The 20,671-nt window shown below is 40.6% G+C and carries 12 protein-coding genes; all 12 read right to left on the reverse strand.

Features of this window, described 5'->3' with window-relative positions:
• Positions 1-20: 20 nt before the first annotated feature.
• Entirely contained in the window at positions 21-638 is a 618-nt protein-coding gene (locus ABFX33_RS22265; RefSeq protein WP_346088324.1) for a polysaccharide deacetylase family protein, read from the reverse strand.
• Between the two features lie 77 nt (positions 639-715).
• Positions 716-2,542, reverse strand: coding sequence for a glycoside hydrolase family 9 protein (locus ABFX33_RS22270; RefSeq protein ID WP_346088326.1), 1,827 nt, complete (start codon positions 2,540-2,542; stop codon positions 716-718).
• A 42-nt stretch (positions 2,543-2,584) separates the two neighbouring features.
• Complete coding sequence (locus tag ABFX33_RS22275) at positions 2,585-4,441, reverse strand: outer membrane protein assembly factor BamB family protein (protein WP_346088328.1); 1,857 nt, start codon at positions 4,439-4,441, stop codon at positions 2,585-2,587.
• Positions 4,442-4,612: 171 nt separating this feature from the next.
• Positions 4,613-6,457, reverse strand: a complete 1,845-nt coding sequence (locus tag ABFX33_RS22280; RefSeq protein ID WP_346088330.1) for a RagB/SusD family nutrient uptake outer membrane protein — start codon at positions 6,455-6,457, stop codon at positions 4,613-4,615.
• A gap of 11 nt (positions 6,458-6,468) precedes the next feature.
• The gene (locus ABFX33_RS22285) at positions 6,469-9,924 is read right to left on the reverse strand and encodes a SusC/RagA family TonB-linked outer membrane protein (protein WP_346088332.1); all 3,456 of its coding nucleotides are present in this window, start codon (positions 9,922-9,924) and stop codon (positions 6,469-6,471) included.
• A 70-nt stretch (positions 9,925-9,994) separates the two neighbouring features.
• A complete protein-coding gene (locus ABFX33_RS22290; RefSeq protein ID WP_346088334.1) occupies positions 9,995-11,239 on the reverse strand; it encodes an exo-beta-N-acetylmuramidase NamZ family protein in 1,245 nt (414 codons plus the stop codon).
• Positions 11,240-11,618: 379 nt separating this feature from the next.
• Positions 11,619-12,611, reverse strand: a complete 993-nt coding sequence (locus ABFX33_RS22295) for a phosphodiester glycosidase family protein (protein ID WP_346088336.1) — start codon at positions 12,609-12,611, stop codon at positions 11,619-11,621.
• A gap of 2 nt (positions 12,612-12,613) precedes the next feature.
• On the reverse strand, positions 12,614-13,417 hold the full coding sequence (locus ABFX33_RS22300; RefSeq protein WP_346088338.1) for a DUF4397 domain-containing protein: 804 nt from the start codon (positions 13,415-13,417) through the stop codon (positions 12,614-12,616).
• Positions 13,418-13,436: 19 nt separating this feature from the next.
• On the reverse strand, positions 13,437-15,005 hold the full coding sequence (locus tag ABFX33_RS22305) for a SusD/RagB family nutrient-binding outer membrane lipoprotein (RefSeq protein ID WP_346088340.1): 1,569 nt from the start codon (positions 15,003-15,005) through the stop codon (positions 13,437-13,439).
• A gap of 12 nt (positions 15,006-15,017) precedes the next feature.
• Positions 15,018-18,101, reverse strand: coding sequence for a SusC/RagA family TonB-linked outer membrane protein (locus ABFX33_RS22310; protein ID WP_346088342.1), 3,084 nt, complete (start codon positions 18,099-18,101; stop codon positions 15,018-15,020).
• 260 nt (positions 18,102-18,361) lie between these two features.
• The gene (locus tag ABFX33_RS22315) at positions 18,362-19,012 is read right to left on the reverse strand and encodes an N-acetylmuramoyl-L-alanine amidase (protein ID WP_346088344.1); all 651 of its coding nucleotides are present in this window, start codon (positions 19,010-19,012) and stop codon (positions 18,362-18,364) included.
• 96 nt (positions 19,013-19,108) lie between these two features.
• Entirely contained in the window at positions 19,109-20,668 is a 1,560-nt protein-coding gene (locus ABFX33_RS22320) for a SusD/RagB family nutrient-binding outer membrane lipoprotein (protein ID WP_346088346.1), read from the reverse strand.
• Positions 20,669-20,671 lie beyond the last annotated feature (3 nt).

A 20,671-nucleotide genomic window follows, 5' to 3' on the forward strand; every position in this document is an offset into this window, starting at 1 on the left:
CTTAATATATATTGTATTTCTTAATTCAATAAACTAGGGATATCCACGATTTGATAACCCTTCTTTTTTAATATCTTAATTATATCGTCCAAATGGCGATATAGCTTATCTTTCCGTCTGTCATCCGTCCCCATATGGATTAGTACCATAAAACCATTCAGGCCAGATTTCACTTCATGAGACCAAAGGCCTTCCAAAATTGCGGCAGAAGACAGATAACGTTTCCCCATTTCGGGATACGTATAATCTGCAGCGGTCCGTATTCCGGGTGTATAATTGATTGAAGACAACCCTACTTCTTCTGCCCACGCTACCGTCTGGCTATTATACCATTCATAAGAAGGAATATAATAGTGTAGCTTGCTTGTATCCGCCCCCGAAAGCGCCAATTCAATCAAATTAGCTTTCAAATCCCGCAGGAACGAATCCCGGCTGATCAGCAATTTATCCCGGCTCTCCCAATCACTGACCAGGAGATGCTTATCTGAATGTCCCGATACCAAATGTCCGTCTTTCAACATCTGCCGGATATAAGGCTTGAAACTTGCATTCCGTAGATAATCTCCTGTTAAGAAAAAATTCCCCTTCACATGATGATGCTTCAAACTTTTCAAAACCACCGCTGTTCCTTCTGACAAATCATGTCCTGTAAAAAGCAAGGCAACTTTTTTTGTTGTCGAATCGCCACGGACAACAGCACCAAAGACATCCCTGATTACTTTTTTCCAACAGGCTCCTCCAATGCCTTTCCTTCTTTAGCCGCTAGCAAGTAGATCAATGAAGCTGTTCCATCCATGGTGGGTTCATTGGTACTGTAGTCGCCATAATCATCATGGTAGACAGCCAGGTCACTCTGAAAATCCGCATAGCTATCAGGGTTGTTTAGTTTAATACCGATCAAATTACGGTAAGTAGAGGCCATTATTGGGCCATCTACCAAGCCACCATCAATCGGATGTTTACCCAAATAGGTAAAAGCAGAATGGGGATCAACTGGTGTATCGCCCCAAGATGGAAGACCATAGACCATACTTGTTCCCCATGGATTGGCACCAAAGAGCCAATCGAAATTTGCCTGCTCCAGTTCATCAAACCGATTATCCCCTGTCAGCTCTTTATACCAAAGGCATTGCATTGCGAAAGAAGCCGTTAGATTGTTACTGCACCAGATAAAAGGAACCCCTCTTAAAAATGCATTTTGCTCAGCACGTTTATTGACCTCTTCGATACCTTGTCTATAATATGAAACAATCTCCTCGCGATCCTGTCCTTTCAATTTTTTTGCCAATTCATAATGTCCCAAGTTGATAAAAGGATACCACTGATAATGTGCAGCAGTATCTGTTATCATCCAGGGTGTTACTTTTTCTTGTCTGGCATACTGCATAGCTTCTTCGGCAAACTTGTTTTTCTTTGTTACCGAAAGTCCCATTGCCGCTGCCAGCTGCATATCATCCACCCAATTGTCTTCGGCATAGATATAAGGTGATTTGATCGAAACCGTCTGTGTCACCCCGGGTTTTATATTTGCATACGCATAAGCTGTCTCCGCTTTCTGTGACAGCAATTTTGCATATTTTTTATCCTCTTTCCCAAAAAGCACAGATCCCAAACGGAAAGCACTGCTAAATTTCCCCGCTGTAGAACTTGTTCCGGTGGTGTTATTCATAAACTTGCCCCTTTGTTGCGGCTCGCCATCTATGAAATACACTGGGCGTTCAAATCCACGACCATAATAAGGATCCTCCTTGGGCATGCGCATACTGGCATGATCCCGGTCATCCGCAATCTGATTATACATCTGATTTGCTTTGGGATGCATCTTCAACAACCAGTCCAGTCCCCATTTAGCTTCATCCAATATATCAGCACGGCCGTTCTTCCCATCCAGACCATTTGCCTGCTTTTGATCTGCAAACACCTTGGGAAAGTCCCGATAAGCCGCCAGCAGATGAAATGTTGCATTTGCCGAAGTCGTCGCGTATTGCAAATAATCAGAAGCATCATGCCAACCTCCACCAGCATCTATATGCGAGCTATCCGCTACACCCACTTTACCTGCATACAATGTAAAACCATCGTGCGTATGACAACTGTCTTTTAAAAAGGGATTGAACAATGTTCGTTGTTGACGCATATACCGCAACACAAAGTCCGCTGCACCCTTATAGACATCGCGGGCTATCCTAAAATGAGGAGATTTGATTTCTCCCACCTGGATAAAAAACCTTCCTGTATCCTGTAATGCCGAGAAATCGAATCGAAAACTCTGCACAAAAGGGCCGTAAGCACCATAATCTTTCCCTACGGGATGAACATACACTGTCTTACCTGTCTTTGCATCTTTAACCTCAAAAGAACGAAGCTGCCTGATTGATTTCCCGCCCCATACCGCGACCTTTTTACCTGCCGGTGTATAACCTAATTGGTTTATTCGAATCCAAGCATTTTGCTGTGCTTCCGCAAAGTTACAAACAAAACATGCAAAAACAAGCAAAAAAGCTTGACGTAAATTTAAGAAGTTTAGACATTCTTTTATCATAATAAGGCATTTATTTTTAATAAAATCAACTCAAACGGTTGTTTAAAACCTCAAAGAAACTATTTTACCGTCCATCGTGCTTGCAACAACCTCATTACTACCGTTTACAGCAACAGGATTGACCATTCCATTGGAAATTTTATATTGCCACATTATATCGCCTGTTTTTGCATCAACAGCCGAAAGCAAACCCGAATGACTCGGCACAAACACCAATTTGCGATTTGTTTTTATCGCTGATGGAGTCAATTCATAAGGCAATTTTAGTTTTGCTTTCCAAATTACATCCATTTTCTCATCTGAAGAAGAGATCCCAAGCAAATCGCCATCCATTGTCTTCACGTAAACCTGTTTTTTATTTACGGCCAGTCCCATAGACTCACGCACACGTATGCTGTCCTTCTTTTCTCGCCAGACCACAGTCCCATTCTTTGCATCCAATGCCGTCATAAATCGATCCGGCGCAACAACAAATACACGATTATTTACCCCAACGGGATTGCAGGCAGCAGCCGAAAACATCCGGTTGGCATGACCATTGTTCCATTCCCAGGATAGTTTTCCAGTTTTGGCATCCAATGCATAAAATCCATTTCCCCAAGAACCGAAGATGATATTACCCAAATAATACGTTGGCAAGGTAGACACAAACCCTTTGACCTGATCAAAACTCCATCTTAATTTACCAGTCTTTATATCCAAGGCCCTAAATTTACCATCCGAACCACCAATAAAAGCAACCCCATCATGCAGCAGTGGCGAACCCAATACTGCCTTATCTGTCTGCACCTTCCAGAGAAGTTTTCCATTTTCCGCATTGACAGCATATACAAAGTGATCCGAAGAACCGGCGACAACCATACCCTTCCAAACCGCTGGCGTGGAGTACACTTTCCCTCCCGTCCGGTAAGCCCAAAGTTTTTTACCGGATTTAAGATCCAGCGCAAAGATATCCCCCGCAGTATTGGAGGTAACAACCTTGTTTTTATAGATTGTCAGCCCTGCACCAATGTCGCTCGCATCTTCAAAAGTCCAATTCACATGAACAGCACTTGCATACTTTTCATTGACCGCATAACTCGGACGTGGATAAGTCGCAGTTTCGCGGTCATAGTGATGATCAAACAAAGGCACTTCTAACCAAGGTTTTTCTTGTGTACCAATTCCTGGATTACGCTCTTGATAAGTCGCTTTTCCATCAGCGATGGTTACAATATTATAGCCCCCGATAGGTTTATTTGCACGTAGATTGGATCGGCCCATCACACCCGGAATTCCCTCCCAGTCGTAAGCCTTGTTCGCATGTCCATGTCCGCAGAAGGCCAATTGCACATTGCGTGTTTTAACGCGCTTCAACGCATCAAACCAATTGTTCAGGGAGGAGTCTTGTGGATAATGGTTAATATAAATTAGCGGTGTTTGCCTGTCAGGATTCGCAGCAAAGATGGAATCCATCCACACCAGATTTTCACGTGGTATCTGCCCCGGACTCATGCGCATATTCGGCCCAGAGTTTGTTCCGATAAATTCATACCCCTTATGTTTAAAGAAAAAAGTCTCCCCACCAAAGACGGTACGAAAGGTATTGGCTCCATTTTCAGACCAATTCCCATCGTGGTTACCCGGAATAACGTACCAGGGCAGCTGCAGGCTATCCAAAATCCGCTTTGCCAATTTCAGTTCCTGATCAGCTCCAAATTCAGTGATATCTCCCGAGAGTATAACAAAATCGATGTCTTTCAATGTATTAAGATCCTTTACTGTAAGTCGCAGATCTTCCTCCCCTGTTGCACCACCAACATGTGTATCCGTGACATGGGCAAATTTAAATGACTGCGCAAAGGAAATATTGATAATGCACAATAATGCACTAATTAAGGCTATAAGCTTCGGTTTCATGGATAAAGTTTTCTTAAAAATAGCGTTTTTATGCGTAAACATAAAACATAAATGCGTTTTTATGCATGATATTTTTGATACAACAAACATATTGCCTATTTCTTTTCCAATAGATTTACAAAAAAGCCTTGTCTAATTCTTAGACAAGGCTTAATAGTATTAAGAATCGAATTACCAGCCCTTTGTTTGGGTCAGTTTATAACCGCGCTGCTCATATTCGACCATTTGCGCCTGACCAACAGGAGCCAGATAATTCTTATCCATTATCGCATTTCTGTTTGAAGCATTTTGTACGACAATAAAGCCAACCATTTCAGCAGCATTTGATCCATTGTAAGTCACAATAGTACCATCTGCCTTTCTAACTTTGGTAACATTAATATAATTTGCTTTCAAAAAATCTGGAGCTTGTTTTGCCACATCAACCCAGATACCCGTAAAGTAATCAGTATTTTTGGAAAAATCCATATAATTCAGTTTCTTCCATCTTCTAAGATCCATTAAACGTGAATACTCAAAAACAAACTCCATGCGACGTTCACGACGGATCTCCCACATCAAGGGCGATACATCTCCATCACGCAAAGGATCATTCGCGATAGCCCCTAATTGAAGCGCGGCCGTTTTCTTCACCCCTCTTGCTACCGCTATTTCATCCAAAGGCCTGCTACGAATCGCATTAATTGACTTATCTATATCCGACTGGCCAACAGCAGCTCCCCCAAAGAATTCTGCCAGAATCTGCTTTGCTTCCAACCAGTTTAACACGACTTCCGCATAGCGGATAACAGGAGCATCAGAAGTATTTGTATTGGAATTCCATTTTGAATAATCCGGGTTTGCACTTGGAATTTTATACCCATTTCGTGCAACATACTTGGTTCCATAAACAAAAGTGGAAGCCTTAGAGTTTAGATCAGTATCAAATGAAGCCTCAAACCGCGGATCGCGCGTTTTTGCTAAATTTGCCAGGGAAAAATCCGAGGCATTTTCTACAGTAGATGAAGCAAATGGCTTACCATCAACACAAATAAACTCCTTGATCAGCTTCAAGTTTGGAGCTGCCGCCTGTGCCTCTATACCATTTTGATAAGAACCGATAGCATGAAACACATTGACAGAAGCGTCATACTTACGATAAAGGATAACCTCCTTGTTGCTATTCAAATCTTGCGAAGAAAACAAGCTTTTAAAATCCGAACCAAAGGAAAATTTACCAGAATTCATCACAATCTCAGCAGCACTTTGCGCCAATTCCAAATATTTTTTTGCTTTAGCCTGATCCAAACCGTGGTATTTTTGCCAAGATCCTTCAAATAGCATCAAACGCGAAATAAAAGAAGCCGCCACGTATTTATTCAGGACATTTACCCCGTCATCATTACGCATATTTTGCAGCACAAATACAAAGTCATCATACACGTGATCCATTACTTCGCCACGATTCGTACGATCTTTATACTGAGTATCAAAATCAGCTGCAGGTATTTCTTTCTCAAAATAAGGCACATCACCAAACACAGAAACCAAGCGTGCATATTCAAATCCTTTGAAAAAACGAGCCACGGCAGTCCAATGATTATACTGTTCTGGTGTTAAATTAGGCTTAGCCATATTCTCTAGACGGTCTAAGAAAATATTAGACTTACGTACCCAGGAAAAATTCCAGGTTGGTCCTGCATAACCGCTCAACCAATCACCAGCTTCAGCAACAGAATATCTCGAATCTGGAATAGAGTTTTCAAAACTAGTCTGTTGACCACTAAAAGTCAAATCATCAGAAAGGGTATACCCCCTAACAGGTGTATAATCCGTTGTATAGGAACTATTATAACCATTGAAATACTGCGTATAAAATCCATTCGCAAACAGCCTGAGATCATTTTCATCCCGCCAGTAAAGACCTTGTCCGTCTGTAATTTTATCCAGAGCTGGGCGATCCAACAAACTGTTACAGCTTGTCAGCCCCATTGAAACCCCTAATAATATATATATAAATTTTGCTTTTATTTTCATGATAATTTCAATTAGAATGTCAATTGAACCCCCACAGATGCCGATTTAAAAGTTGGCGTCCCAACTCCAGTACGACCACTGTTGTAATTATTTTTCGCCGCATCAACAAACATATTCACACCGTCCACAGCCTCCGGATCGATTGGCAGTCCCTTCAACTTATCCCAGGTAAAGAAATTTTCCAACGCAGTGTAAACTCTCAGGTTACTGATACCGATTCGTTTTAAGGTACCTGCCGGAACCGTATAACCGAGCGTCAGATTCTTCACCCGCAGATAAGACATATCTAGCAAATAACGGCTTTGAATCTGCATATTATTGATATCATTCGTTCCACCATTATTAAAAGGAGCCGGATAAAACGCACCTGTACGATCTTTAGTCCAGTAGTTTGAAGACATTACCGCTGGCATAGCACCATCTGAAGAATTAAAGCCTGCCTGCGCTAAGAAACCTGTCCCCCATACCTGTCTACTACCTACACCCTGAAAGAATGCCGAAACATCAAATCCTTTAAAATCAGCGCCCAATCTAAAGCCATACTCATATCGCGGGGTCGAATTACCAATAACTTTCAAATCACCATGATCCGCCAATGTCTTCTTACCATTATCGATCTTACCATCTCCGTTCAGGTCCTTGAATTTAACATCACCTGGGCCAAATCGGAATGTAGCGGAATTTTGCACCCAGCTTTGGTAAGCTCCATTTGGATCCGACAACTTATTCATTGTCTTACCATCTATAATGGTAGTAACTAAATCATTTCCATTATAGACGAAATCGCTGTTTTGATATAAACGATCTGTTTCATATCCCCAAATTTCGCCATACGTCTTACCACTATAGTTTTCAGTAACAATCGTTGTTGTTCCATATTCCGTGATAACAGACTTCGCATCAGAAATATTAGCACGCAAGTTGATACCCAGGCCATTTTCAAATCGATGATTAAAATCGACAGCAAATTCCCATCCACGAGTGCGCAATGCGCCAAAATTACCCATCGGAGCTTTAGATCCAAATGTCGGCGCAACGCCCTCCATTGGCACAATCATATTCTTTGTATCCCGTTGATACCAATCAAATACAAAACCCAGTTTATTTTTAAAGAAACGTGCATCAAAACCAACATCTAATGTTGCGATATCTTGCCAGCCGATAGCAGATAAAACCGCCGCCGGCGTTCCGACAAACCAATTCCTATCACCGGCATTGCCTATCCATGTAGATTGCGAGTTTTCCATAAAACTTGTGTATAACGCATTGGAAACAGATTGATCTCCAATACTACCCCAAGATCCCCGGATTTTAAATTGATTCATAAAATCACTAGACCAATCCATAAAAGACTCTTGCGACACTACCCATCCCGCGGACACCGATGGATACCACTTCCATCTTAAGTTTGTCGGGAATTTTGAAGATCCATCTCTACGCAAATTAGCTTCAAAAAGATATTTATCTTTATACGCATAATTCACACGACCAAAGAAGCCGATTTGTGATTCCCAAAATTTCGCACCCGATCCAGTCACAGTCCCTGAACCAAATGTCAATTGCGGATTCTTAATATCTAGCAATTTAGTAACTTGAGTCCAAGAACTTTCTGTTTTCTCCGCGATACGGTTTAGACCTAACATAAATTTAAAATCATGACCACCATCAAGATTTAAATTATACGTCGTAAAAGCGTTGATCGTGTGACGTAGAATATTTGAATTATCTCTGCGGTAATGATCCGGATTAGCTCCGGATGCTGTATATGTAAAATAGTCTAAATCATAAGCAGGCACAGCACCTGTAGCTGAAGCATCCACATAGTTACCCGACCCATCCACATATCTCTGATTGCCAGCAGCATCTAATTTTTTCACTGGTGCACCCCATGAATTACCAGCAGTAAAACGAGTTCCCGGCTGGTTCCAGAGCATTTCCTGATTTGACAAGGTATAATCAAAATCAAGCTTCCAGTTTTTCATAAAGTTTACAGTAGCACCTGCATTAAAATTCATGTAATTCTTCACTTGACTGGCAACATTTGCCGCCCCAGTCTCATAGGCCGGACTACGGATCGGATCGCCGTCACCATCATTTCCGTACGGATACAATGAACTCCATCGATACATATAAAGCCACGGATCAGCCGTGGTTGAATTTGTTGCATAAGGATACTGTTTATTCGTTCGAGAATAGATCGCACCTGCACGCGCTGTAATATACTTGTTCAATTCACTTGTAACTCTTACTGACGCATTGTAACGCGAGAATTGATCTGTATTTGTTTTTAACATACCGGACTGATCGAGCATCCCCAACCCAACATTATAACCCGTTTTACCAGTCTTCCCTGACAGTGACAGATTATGCTGCTGTGTTGGAGCCCATTCACGAATCATATAATCAAATGGATCGTAAGTCCTGACACCATATTTATATCCTGTAGCGGGATCAAAATACCAGTCACGCTCATATAAGGTTGGATCGTCTTTACCAATAGAACCGCCATACTTTTCCTGCCATTCGACAGCTCTCTTGTAGCTCTCTTCGTTGATTTTATAGAAAGCCCCAACAAAATTGTTTCCTTCTCGTTTTCCAGCATCCAACGAATACCTCAAGGCATCCACTGTCCCCATTTCATATTTCTTGAATGGATTCTGAAAAGAGAAATTATTGGAATAACTGATTGTATTGCTTTCCGTTTTTGCCCCCTGCTTAGTCGTTATCAAAACAACACCAAATGCCGCCTTAGCACCATAAATAGAAGAAGCAGCAGCATCTTTTAAAACAGTAATTGACTCAATATCATCAGGATTGACAACATTAATGCTTGGGATTTCAACATTATCCAATAAGATCAATGGATTGCTAGATCCATTAATAGATCCTATTTGTCCCCGGATCTTAATTGTCGGATCAGATCCAACCTCGCCATTAGGGATAGTAACACTCAAACCTGGCGTACTCCCTTGCATTGCCCGACCAGCGTCGGCAATTGGCCGTCCCTGCATCGTCTCTTTGATATTAATAGAAGCAACTGCTCCTGTCAAATTACCTTTCTTTTGTGTACCATAACCGACAACAACAACCTCTTCCAAAGATTGATTATCATCCACCAAAGTCACATTAACTGTATTTGACGTAACAGTAACATCTTGCGCAACATACCCAATGGATGAAAAACGCAGCTTACTTCCCACAGCGGCTGTAATCTTGAAATGCCCCTGTGCATCGGTTTTAGTAGACGCGGTCCCGCCAATGACAGAAACGCTTACTTCTGAGACTGGGCCTTTTCCATCCGTTACAGTACCTTGCACCGTATTTTGAACCGAAGTCTTCGATGAAGAGCGAAGAAGAGCACTTGTCAAGTTAGCATTGCTCAAAGCGCCCTCTTTCTTTACGAAAGAATAGGATTCAGAAGGAAAACTCAATCCAAGAGCAACAGAAAATAGTACAAATTTTCTCATTGATTATAGAGTTTTAAAAATAAATGATTCTAGTTAGTATTGTTTATTCGTTAGTATTGTTCGCAATAGGTTATTCAAAATCGCTATACAACAGGTACTTTTTGCGCATTTGCTTGTAAACCTTCAAATCTGCAGCCCAAGAAGCGCGAATCTGTCCCTCGGACTCTCCTGCTATAATTTGTTTGCGCAATAGATCTGTCCCGGCCAGCTTATCAAAAAATTCCGGTCGAGCAAAAAACGTCGTCTTATCCGGTGTCTTATTATAAAAATCCAGCAAGTATTTTAGTGTAAATTTTTGTTTATCAGGATTCAGGCTACGTAGGTCGATACCATAATTCATAGCACCCTTTCCCTCTACATGCTTTGACATACCATGACGTTCACCCGGAGTAAACGTAAAAGATCCATAAACAGGATTTGTATATCCCAACACCTGAAAGGGCCAGTCGGTACCGCGACCTACCGAAATATCTGTACCCTCAAACAAACAGAGGGAGAGATATAAACGTACCGAAAGCTGATTGGGCAAGCTTGGGGATGGAATAACAGGCAGATCATACATCTTAGCATGATCCCAGTTCTGCACCTTTACAACCTGCACATCAGCCTGACGACCATTCTCCAGCCATTTCTCGCCATTAATCATCTGCGCGAGTTCGCCAATGGTCAATCCATGAATCATGGCAATTTTATGCCAGGAAACATCTGACTTAAATTTATCATCATGACGCACAGGCCCATCTACCTGATCTCCGTTTGGATTAGGGCGATCCAAAACAATAAGTTTCTTATTGTGCTTCGCACATAATTCCATGACACGGTGTAAAGAAGTAATGTACGTATAGAATCGTGCTCCCACATCCTGTAAGTCAAAAATCATCACATCGATGGAATTGACAATCGAATCTTGTTTTTTATTACCGCCGTAAAGAGTAAATAAAGGTAATCCAGTTTTTTGATCAATATCGTTTCCAAATTTCTCTCCACGCTCGACATTCCCACGAAAACCATGTTCCGGAGCGAAAGCAAACTTCAGATCTACTTTATTTTCAAGCAAAACATCCACTAAATGCTTTTTATCATCCCCTACAATGGAAGTTTGATTCCCCATAATACCAACTTTTTTGCCTTTTAGTTGCGGCAAATACAGCGACAATTGATCCGCCCCAGGAATAATAGTAGCACCGACACTCCCTTTCACATCATCCATAGCATTCGTTTCGTTCAGGACAGCGGTTCTTCGCGCATTACCACAAGAAGCCAGGGAGAGAAGAGAGACCACGAAGGTTAATCTTAGTAAGGTATGTTTCATCATAAATAGACCATTAGACCATGCATAAAATGCAGTTTTATGCATGAATAATTGAAAATCAGGATAAAAGTAAGTAGATTTTTTCGTTTTATAAACGAAACAAATTAAAAAACGCAAAATAAAGTAAGTGTTCACTAAGTATTCTACCCAAGCCTCCAAGATCAAAAACCCTTATATTCGACTAAAAAAATAAGAAAAAAGACATTTTCATAAACAAAAAACACCTCAAATATATTTTTTAAAAAAACATACGCATTAAACAGGCCATAAAAAAACACTCACAATAAAGCATAATAACGCACTCCTTTATCCTGACCGCAGCCCAATAAAAAAGTCGGAAGGTTTTCTTCCGACTTTTTTACGCAATATATTTTAATTGATATTACTTCATTTTCACAAAACCAACTCCATTTAAACTACCAATCATACTCACAGGCGGCCTATTCACAACGTTCCACGACGCCAGCCCGACCGAACCTGCAGAAAGCTGCCGCTGAGCCATCACACTAGCAGCACCGCTATTAACCACAAAAGCATCATAAGAGCCGATTGCCTTCATTATCCGAGCCAAATCATTAAAAGTGACACCCACTGAAAAACTACTATTTGCCCCATCTACAACAACGGCATATAAAGTAGATCTATCAGAAGATAAGCCAAGAGCTGTATTTGCCTGCACCACTGCCGAAGTAGACACAATAACTCCTCCTCTATACTGCAGCCAGCCTGTCCCAGAAATCAAACCCTTAAATTTATTTATATCATAAGGCTCAAAATTAAACTGCAAAGTATCAAAACAATTTCCAATATACGCAGCCCCGTCAGATTGAACAGCAAAGAACGGCCTGGTCTTTTCCTTTCCTGAAGTAGTAGAAATATTGATCTTACGTCCATTTTTTATATAGGAATAAGTAGCAGTAGTAGCCCCATTAATCGCAGCCAGGATCTCCCCGCCAGATGAAATCTCATTATATTTAGCCATATCCGAAACCGGCTGCGCGACATAAAGATGATCATCGAACGAACTCATCACATAAGGAACAATCTTCTTCTTGAGATCTATTTCTAAGATTTGAATGCTCGTCGGTTGATTTAATTTATTGAGAAACCGAATATGCGTCCTTTCTAATCCATCAGCCAGGCTAACTGTAGAATCCATCTGAAAAACCCCAACCACATCAGCCTGATCCATAATTTTCTGGGTAATTTTTTCGATTTTATCGTCTGGAGGAATAACATCTTCTGGCACAAGCCCTTCTTTTTTGTCATCAAATTTAGGATAATCATCCCTTTTCTTACAGGAAACAAAGGAGATCAAAAACAAGACACACATCAAGCTGATCTTAATTGGGCAATATAATATATTCTTTTTCATAACTATCGGACTAAGAAAAATGAAAGATAAGGCTTCATAATCGCCGTCGTAAATCCATTATACCCCAACGCATACACAGTATAGGACCTTCTATCAAGAACAGCACCCGCATTCGAATAAAATGCAATAACCGAAGCATTTGTAACTGGAGCACCGGCAGGCCGGATCTTCCAGGTCCTCGTCGCAATACGATTCAATTCAAAATAAGGGCTACTCTCAAGGTATTGGATATTTTTTGCGACCAAAGAATCTTGGGTCGGCTCTGCGGCAGTTGCCGCCGCTCCATAGTACAAGTCTATCGCAGGAACATTAGGCATCAGATTCGTGAATCGATAACGAGCCTGCGTAGAGTCTGGCCGTGACAAATCTTCTTCATTCAAAATCATCTTGGTATTATTAGCTGTATCGGTCACATGTAATGTATACCTTTTCCCTGCTTCGAAATTCACCTGCGTTTCATACAAAACTATTGAGTCCCTACCATCATCTATACGATAAGGAAGCCCCACCTGAACCTTAATATTACCAGCCTTATATTTCAAAAAATCAGGCCGAGAATCCCCTCTTGTATTATAACCACCACCCGGAAATGGCTCTCGACCCCTGATTAGCGAAGTAACCCGTTGCCCATCAAATTTAACATACATATAGCGATCATCAGGATAAATAGAAGCCATATTTATTTTAACAATAACATCACTACTACCCAAGAACTCCACTTGACCGAAGTCTTGAATAGATTTTTTACAAGCGACCATTCCGAATGCCGCTAGTCCAAAAAATATAGTTTTATATAAAAATTTCATAATGTTCAATCTATTTTCATCAATTCTCAGTAGTAACAAACCAGGTTGGTTTAGTAATATATTCAGGTTCCAATGCACCCCAACGATCCAATTCTTTTTCATTCCAGACATATTCTGAATTATAACGCGGCCGCACCCTGTAACAATAATCATTATAAGTAAGCTGACTGCCACTTAATGGAATATACTGTCTAAAGATCTCTGGACTGTAACGATATTTTCGAAGATCACACCATTGTTCCAGACCACCCCATCCCCATTGCACAATATATTTCTGCCCCATAATATCAGCCAAAGTCAAGTCCGCAGCAGATTTTGCAACTTCCCCTCCTTCCAGATAAGCCTTCATATCATTCAGCGAAATCGCAACTTCTTTGTTATCTATATATTTATTCACAAAGTTCATATGTGCCACAATTCCTTTTTGATAAGCATCATAAGCTCCAGATTTGTCTCCTTTAACAAACAGCGCTTCGGCTTTCACCAACTGCAATTGCGCATGTGTCATTAAGGGAAAATCGACCGCATTTCTAAAGATGAATTTCCCCTGATAGGTATTGTTCACAAATTCTCCAAGAATATTTGGCACGGTACTATTTGTAACATTTGGCTCCCCGCCGATATAAATACTATCCCTCACATTATTTATCATCAGCATGCGGGACAAACGAGGATCAGTAGATGATTTTGGATTCTCAATTGGCGTACCACGAAGTCCCCCCGTAAGGTAACTGACAATAGGCTTCCCTGCACGGTTATAATAGGAAGTTGTATAGATCCCAAACAAAGCACTTACCACATTCGCATTCGCAGACTTATCTCCAGTAAACTTGACTCCTGCATCGTCTGCGATAGATTGAAAGGACAGATCAACAAATTTTGCCACAGAATCGGCATATTTACTTTTAAAATCCTGCTTATTGACCAAATGAATATATTGTATCGCTTTCAAACCATACACAAAACGCCGCCACTGCTCCATATTACCCCGATATAAATTATCTCCTTTTATAGAATTCAATGAAGCACTATAATCTATCGGACTTTTTTTATCGAGGTATAACAATGCCGAATCACACCATTGCCTTACTTTTGCATAGACCTCCGGCTGGTCATTGTATTTGAACGAAAGTTGGTTTGAGCGAAATGCCTCATCTAGGATAACCGGCCCATGATAGTCCGTCAGAGATTGGTACCCCCAAGCTTTTATCGCATAACCAATCGCCGCATACTCATATTTTTCATTCTCCAACGCATCTTTTATCATTCGCTCCAGATTCAATCCCAGATCAAAATATACCATACGCCACATGACACCCCCAACATCACTTCTTTCCGGGAAACCGTGTTTTTCCCAAATTTTGGAAGAAACATCACTACTCCCACCAAGAATTGTCTGATTAAATTTATTCATCTGACGCTGATCCTGCGAATATCCACTTGCCATTTGCGCTATAATAGGCGCCAACAACAATTCCGCTTTCACCAACTGTGGATTAGACGGATTTTCATTTATATCCAGGTATTTTTTGCAACCACTCATCAGCATGAGTACAGCAACAACGATTAAATAGAAACGTTTACGCATCTCTTTTTCCTCCTATAATTTTAAAGTAAGACCAAAGTTAAAACCCCTAGGTTTCGCCATGTTTCCAAAGTCGATACCATAACCACCAATACCACCTAAGCCAGGGGTATTCATATTACTTTCAGGATCTAATCCCGTATAATTTGTAAACAAAAAAACATCAGTAGCTGTAACAAATACGCTCAGACCAGCTTGTGCTCCAATTTTTCGTGTCAGATGCTTCGGCAGGTTATACCTCAACGTAACATCACGTAAACGCACCGTATAGATATCCTTTTCTATAAACATCTGCGGCTCTGTATTGACCGTATAATACCCAGAAGAAGAATAAGGAGTCACAGCAATCCGATTAATTGTTGGATTTTCGCTATTCTGCAAACCATCCTCCAGCACCCCTGCAATCACCCGGGGCTCCTCTCTATTCAGCGTTTTAGAGGACATACCATTGATATACAACCTATAATCCAAACCATTCAATACATCTCCACCTTTCCGCCAGTCCCACAAAAATGTAAGGTAAAAATCTTTATAGGTTAATTTATTGACTATTCCAAGCGTAAAATCAGGGATTCGATCTCCAATAGGATAATAACGATCCGTACCCGCTATTGGCAAGCCTGTTTGCGCATTGATCAAAACATCTCCACGATCATTTCTTTTGAATCGAGTGCCCGTCAAAGTACCGATACTATATCCAGGAACCACGCCAGAGCGAACACCACCCAATACCTGCGTATCCGATTCATAAAGCTCCGGAAGGTCCTCCGCCAGCGACAGCACCTTACCTTTATACTGTGTAAAGTTGAACGTTAGATCCCATTTTAGATTATCCCTACGGATCGGGTTAATCGTTGTCTGCAATTCCGTACCATAAGTTTTCACCTCGCCTCCGTTCATCATGCGCAGTACAAATCCGGAACCATAGCTCAATCTAGGCATAATAATCTGGCCGGTACTTAACCGATTAAAATAACTAAAATCAAAGGTCAACCTACGATCCAACAACGCCAGTTCTAAACCTGTTTCAAAATCCCTCGTTTTTTCCGCCTTCAGATTAGGATTCCCGCCATTGACACCATAAGCAAACCCGCCCCCTGTCGTATTCTTTGGTTCAAAATTTGAGAGCGTATAGTAACTCTTATACGGCGCTTTTCCTGTAGTACCTACTGAAATCCGATACTTTCCATTGGTCATCCAAGAAACCTTGTCCTTGAAAAAATCCAGATCAGTAAAATTAAAAGCCAATGAAGCAGAAGGATAGGCAAAATATGGATTATTAGGCATCATACGCGAGGCCGCATCCAAACGCCCTGTCAAATTCAGGTAAACCATATCGTTTAAATATCCAAATCCGGTCTGCGCCATAAATCCTACTGTTCGAAAATTTGCAGCAGCACTCCTTACAAGTCTTGAACTTGGAAATGTATTATTAATACTATAAAAATCCGGATCATAGAAATCCTCACCATATTGTGAATTTGTCAAAAAGTCATAGTCTTTAAATTCAGCACCTAGATTTGCACGAAAAGAAAAATCCTTTGATAAATTCTTTTTCACATTTGCCATGAACGAGCCCGAAAGAATACGTCCATTTACAGTGTATTCATTAATTGAACCATTCCTCATAGCCGTACTGGAACCAGAACCCGAAAATGACTGTGGATGATACACACTCTGCCCTAATGTATTCGAAAAATCGATACCGATAATCCCATTCAAGCTCAACCAGCTGTTTGCACGATAGGAGATATTGGAGGTCGCAAGCACACGATTAACCACGTCATACGCTGTATTCCGATAAACATCCCAAAAAGGATTATCTCTTTCATTAAAAATATCGGAATTATGAAGCACCCGATTACCTTTATCATCTATCCAATCACGTACATCAAAAATCGGATTGAAACTCATTAATGTCATCAGATAGCCAGAAGCCCCCCGTCTAACCTTATCATTTTTTGAATAAATATAATTCAATGAGGTATTGAACTCTAATTTATCACCAAACTTAGCCGTGCTGTTTAACCGTGTTGAAAAACGTTTATACAAGGTATTGGGTACTACACCGGTATTGTTATTATATTCATTTGACCAGCGATAAGTCACTTTTTCGGTTCCCCCTTCAAAAGCCAAACTATGTTTTTGGTTATAGCCTGTAGTGAAGAAATTTTTTACATTATCTTCATAGATATGAACACCTTCGGGATAGCGCGGGCCAAGCGCAGTCGACGCTGTTCCATCATAGGAGCCATTCAACCCCTGCGCATACACATACTGTCTTTCAGGAAATTTATTAACGCTTTCAACACGTCCCGAGAAGGTATAATTCGCAGTAAACTTGCCAGCTTTTCCTTTTTTTGTAGTAATTAAAATTGCGCCACCAGCACCTTGACTACCAAACTGAGCTGTAGCTTCAGGCCCCTTCAAAACTGTATAGGTCTCGATATCATCTGGATTGATATCCATAGCTCTATTGGAATAATCCAAACTCTGGTTAGCCCCATTACTTGCAAGATCATTCTCATTGATGGTAGAATTATTGATCGGTATCCCATCTACAACAATAAGCGCATTATTATCTCCTGATATGGATGCAAACCCTCTAAGTACAATTTGCGCGGAAGCACCGGGCAAACCACTTGTACTATTAATAGATAAACCTGGGACACGACCTTGGAGGCCTTGAAAAAAGGATTCCCGTTGGGTATCTGAGACATCCTCACCTGAAACAATTGGCGTTGAATACCCTAAGGACTTCCTATCCCTCTTGATACCATAGGCCGTCACGATGACCTCGTCTATTGCGGCACTGTTATCAGAGAGCACAACATTAATTACCGATCGACCCTGAATATTCTCTTCGGTAGACGTATAGCCTACAGATCGAAAAATCAATGTCGCACCGTCACTTACTGTAATTTTGTAAGCACCGATAGAACTGGTAGCAGTTTGCGTGTTCTTTCCTTTTTCTTGAACAGTAACGCCTTTTAACGCTTCACCTTTTGTATCAGTCACTTTACCTGTAATGACTTTTTGGGAAAAAGCAGTACAGTACATACATAGTAAGCTCATTAGCAAGAGCAGACTTCTTTTCATACTTAAACAATTTAATTCGTTAACTAGGTTTTATAACTTTAAAACTCCCCTTCCCAGCAAGTAGCTTAGATTGGGAAATTTCTCAAATCCTCAATTATTTACAAAATGAATCTCAGGCAAAATATTGGTTTATATATTTCTTTAATCAAATATAGCATAAAAACGCATATATTAAAACAAAAAATAGTTTTAAAACGCGCAATAACGAAAAAAGCCGAATAAACAGGATTTATTCGGCTTAATAATGTAAAAAAAATAACCTACGGCATTTTATTTAATTGCAGATCAACTAAACGTCCCCTCAGCGCATGCATAAATTTATCCCCGGGATCATCTTTACCAGTGATATATTTAGGATCAGTTTCCTTCCACCAGGAAGTTTTTTTAAAGCGTTGATATTCATGGTGCCCGATCACATATTCAATAGCGTGTTTTTTACGAAGGTAGCGGATCAGTTCTTCATTTGCTTTCAATTGCGCATCCGTCAAAGGATTCTGGCGGCTGCCTATATTTTCGATACCAATTGCACAATAATTGAGACCAATGGTATGTCGGGCAAAGATAGTATCGGGCAGAAATTGATAGATTGTTCCATCACGGTCGATTACAAATTGAGAAGATACATTCAAGGGGCTCGCCTTTGTCAGTTCAGGTCTGCCCGGCAGTTTCACAGGATTGAAGGTGTTGAATGTTGCTTTTACACTGTTGTTAGCCGTCCAATGCACAACAACCATCTTAGGCTGTATCGTTGGTGCAGCTTGACTTAGCCCATGTCTATTTTTCAGATAATCCAGAGACAGCTGTATGCGCTCTTGATTCCAGGTGATAGGCTTTTGAACAATCTTGGGCGATTGAGCAAATAAAACTGTCACAAACAGACAGTGAACAAATAACAAAAAAGATCTCATCATACAAATCTAACAATTTTAACATTTAGACCAATAAACACGACAGCAGTAAAAAGGCTTGAAGGAAAACTTCAAGCCTTTAAAAAGATAAATTCAATATTATTTCTTATCCCAAAACACTGGTTTAGCCGTATAGGTTACATTCTGCACATCTGGATCTGCAGCAATCACTTGAGCGTAATTATATTGAATCCCATATGTGGGCACATTAAATCGTCTTGGCCATAAATCTTGAGTAGGAAACGCAACTGTATACGCAAAACCAGGACGAATAAAACCTTTATAAATACCTTGAGTTTCGTTATAGGCACCGGATGCATCCGTACAATAATCCAAACGTCGTACATCATTGAACATTTCAGGCGAATAGGATAAAGCAATGTATTTTTGAATCATTATATGACTCAATGTCAATACATTTACATCTTGAACAACAGATGAGCTCGCTAAAAATGCGACAGAATTAACACCAAGCAAGTCACAATGTGCTTTGATGCCATCTTTATATGCTTGAAGCGCTTGAACTTTATTTCCCTGTCTAAAATAAACCTCCGATTTGACAAAGAACATTTCAGCATTCGTCAACAAAAGACCTTTTGCGCTTTTAGTTGTATACCAAGTTCCGGTACTTGTAGCAGAAGATCTTAAAGCGCCATATTTAGGTTCAGAAGAAGGAAAACCATTAGCAGATAAAGTCGACAGATCTACCCCCACTGTACGAGACTGAGCACCATTTGTGATAATATTAGGTATCAATAAGGAAGCCCGGGGATCCTCTACACTATTATTTCCTTTCGGTGCACCAGTATAGTTATTCAAGATATAATTGAGATACAACTGGCTTAAACGATTTGTATTATTATTCGCATATTGCAATGAATTTGTTGCGGCATTCCCTGAAACAGCTTCATCCTGATATTGGTATATAGCAGATTCGGCCGTCGTTTTAGGCGCTTTTTCAATATTTGCCAATATTGCAGTCGGATCGTATTTATTAGTTTTAGACAAATGATTTAACATTCTTACCTTTAAACCATAAGCCAACTTAATCCACTTTTGAACATCCCCTCCATACAGATAATCTCCCTTTGCAAGCTCCGGAGCTCCTTCATTTTGACTTTTTTGCAAATATTCGATCCCTAGATCCAATTCCTTCAACGCTTTTTCATAGATATATTCACCTTGATCATATTTAGGCGTCATATTCCCCCCAACAAATGCCTCATCATAGGGAACCATTCCATACATATCCGCAAGGTTAGCAAAACCCCAAGCCCACATGACTTTTCCCACGCCATAATAGTGATTCGCTCCAGCTTTCTCCGCTGCTTTTAACATATCAGGGATATTTACCGCGCAATAGACATACCACGATTGATAAGGCCAGTTAATGGATGCACTGGTAATATTCCACTGCGTCAAATTCCAGTTATTAGCTGAATTATTGGCCGAAACAAGTTGCTGCGATAAAATTGCTCCTCGAGTTCCTGCACTCTCATAACCGTCTACAAACTGAGCTAAAATTGGAGGAAGCCTAAGATCGGCAGTGGGAACAGAAGTATTTGGATTATTCGGATTATCATTTACATCCATCCAGTCTTTACATGAAGTAATCAAAGCCCCGCCAATCGCTATACATAACAATATTTTACTTTTCATTCG

It is taken from the genome of Sphingobacterium ginsenosidimutans (assembly GCF_039536865.1).
In the GTDB taxonomy this organism is placed as follows: Bacteria; Bacteroidota; Bacteroidia; order Sphingobacteriales; family Sphingobacteriaceae; genus Sphingobacterium; species Sphingobacterium detergens.

What these genes read in the sequence shown, in the direction of transcription:
- ABFX33_RS22300 (WP_346088338.1), bottom strand. Translation starts at nt 13,417, where the DNA reads ATGAAATTTTTATATAAAACTATATTTTTTGGACTAGCGGCATTCGGA.
- ABFX33_RS22270 (WP_346088326.1), bottom strand. Translation starts at nt 2,542, where the DNA reads ATGATAAAAGAATGTCTAAACTTCTTAAATTTACGTCAAGCTTTTTTG.
- ABFX33_RS22310 (WP_346088342.1), bottom strand. Translation starts at nt 18,101, where the DNA reads ATGAAAAGAAGTCTGCTCTTGCTAATGAGCTTACTATGTATGTACTGT.
- ABFX33_RS22295 (WP_346088336.1), bottom strand. Translation starts at nt 12,611, where the DNA reads ATGAAAAAGAATATATTATATTGCCCAATTAAGATCAGCTTGATGTGT.
- ABFX33_RS22315 (WP_346088344.1), bottom strand. Translation starts at nt 19,012, where the DNA reads ATGATGAGATCTTTTTTGTTATTTGTTCACTGTCTGTTTGTGACAGTT.
- ABFX33_RS22305 (WP_346088340.1), bottom strand. Translation starts at nt 15,005, where the DNA reads ATGCGTAAACGTTTCTATTTAATCGTTGTTGCTGTACTCATGCTGATG.
- ABFX33_RS22285 (WP_346088332.1), bottom strand. Translation starts at nt 9,924, where the DNA reads ATGAGAAAATTTGTACTATTTTCTGTTGCTCTTGGATTGAGTTTTCCT.
- ABFX33_RS22320 (WP_346088346.1), bottom strand. Translation starts at nt 20,668, where the DNA reads ATGAAAAGTAAAATATTGTTATGTATAGCGATTGGCGGGGCTTTGATT.
- ABFX33_RS22280 (WP_346088330.1), bottom strand. Translation starts at nt 6,457, where the DNA reads ATGAAAATAAAAGCAAAATTTATATATATATTATTAGGGGTTTCAATG.
- ABFX33_RS22290 (WP_346088334.1), bottom strand. Translation starts at nt 11,239, where the DNA reads ATGATGAAACATACCTTACTAAGATTAACCTTCGTGGTCTCTCTTCTC.
- ABFX33_RS22275 (WP_346088328.1), bottom strand. Translation starts at nt 4,441, where the DNA reads ATGAAACCGAAGCTTATAGCCTTAATTAGTGCATTATTGTGCATTATC.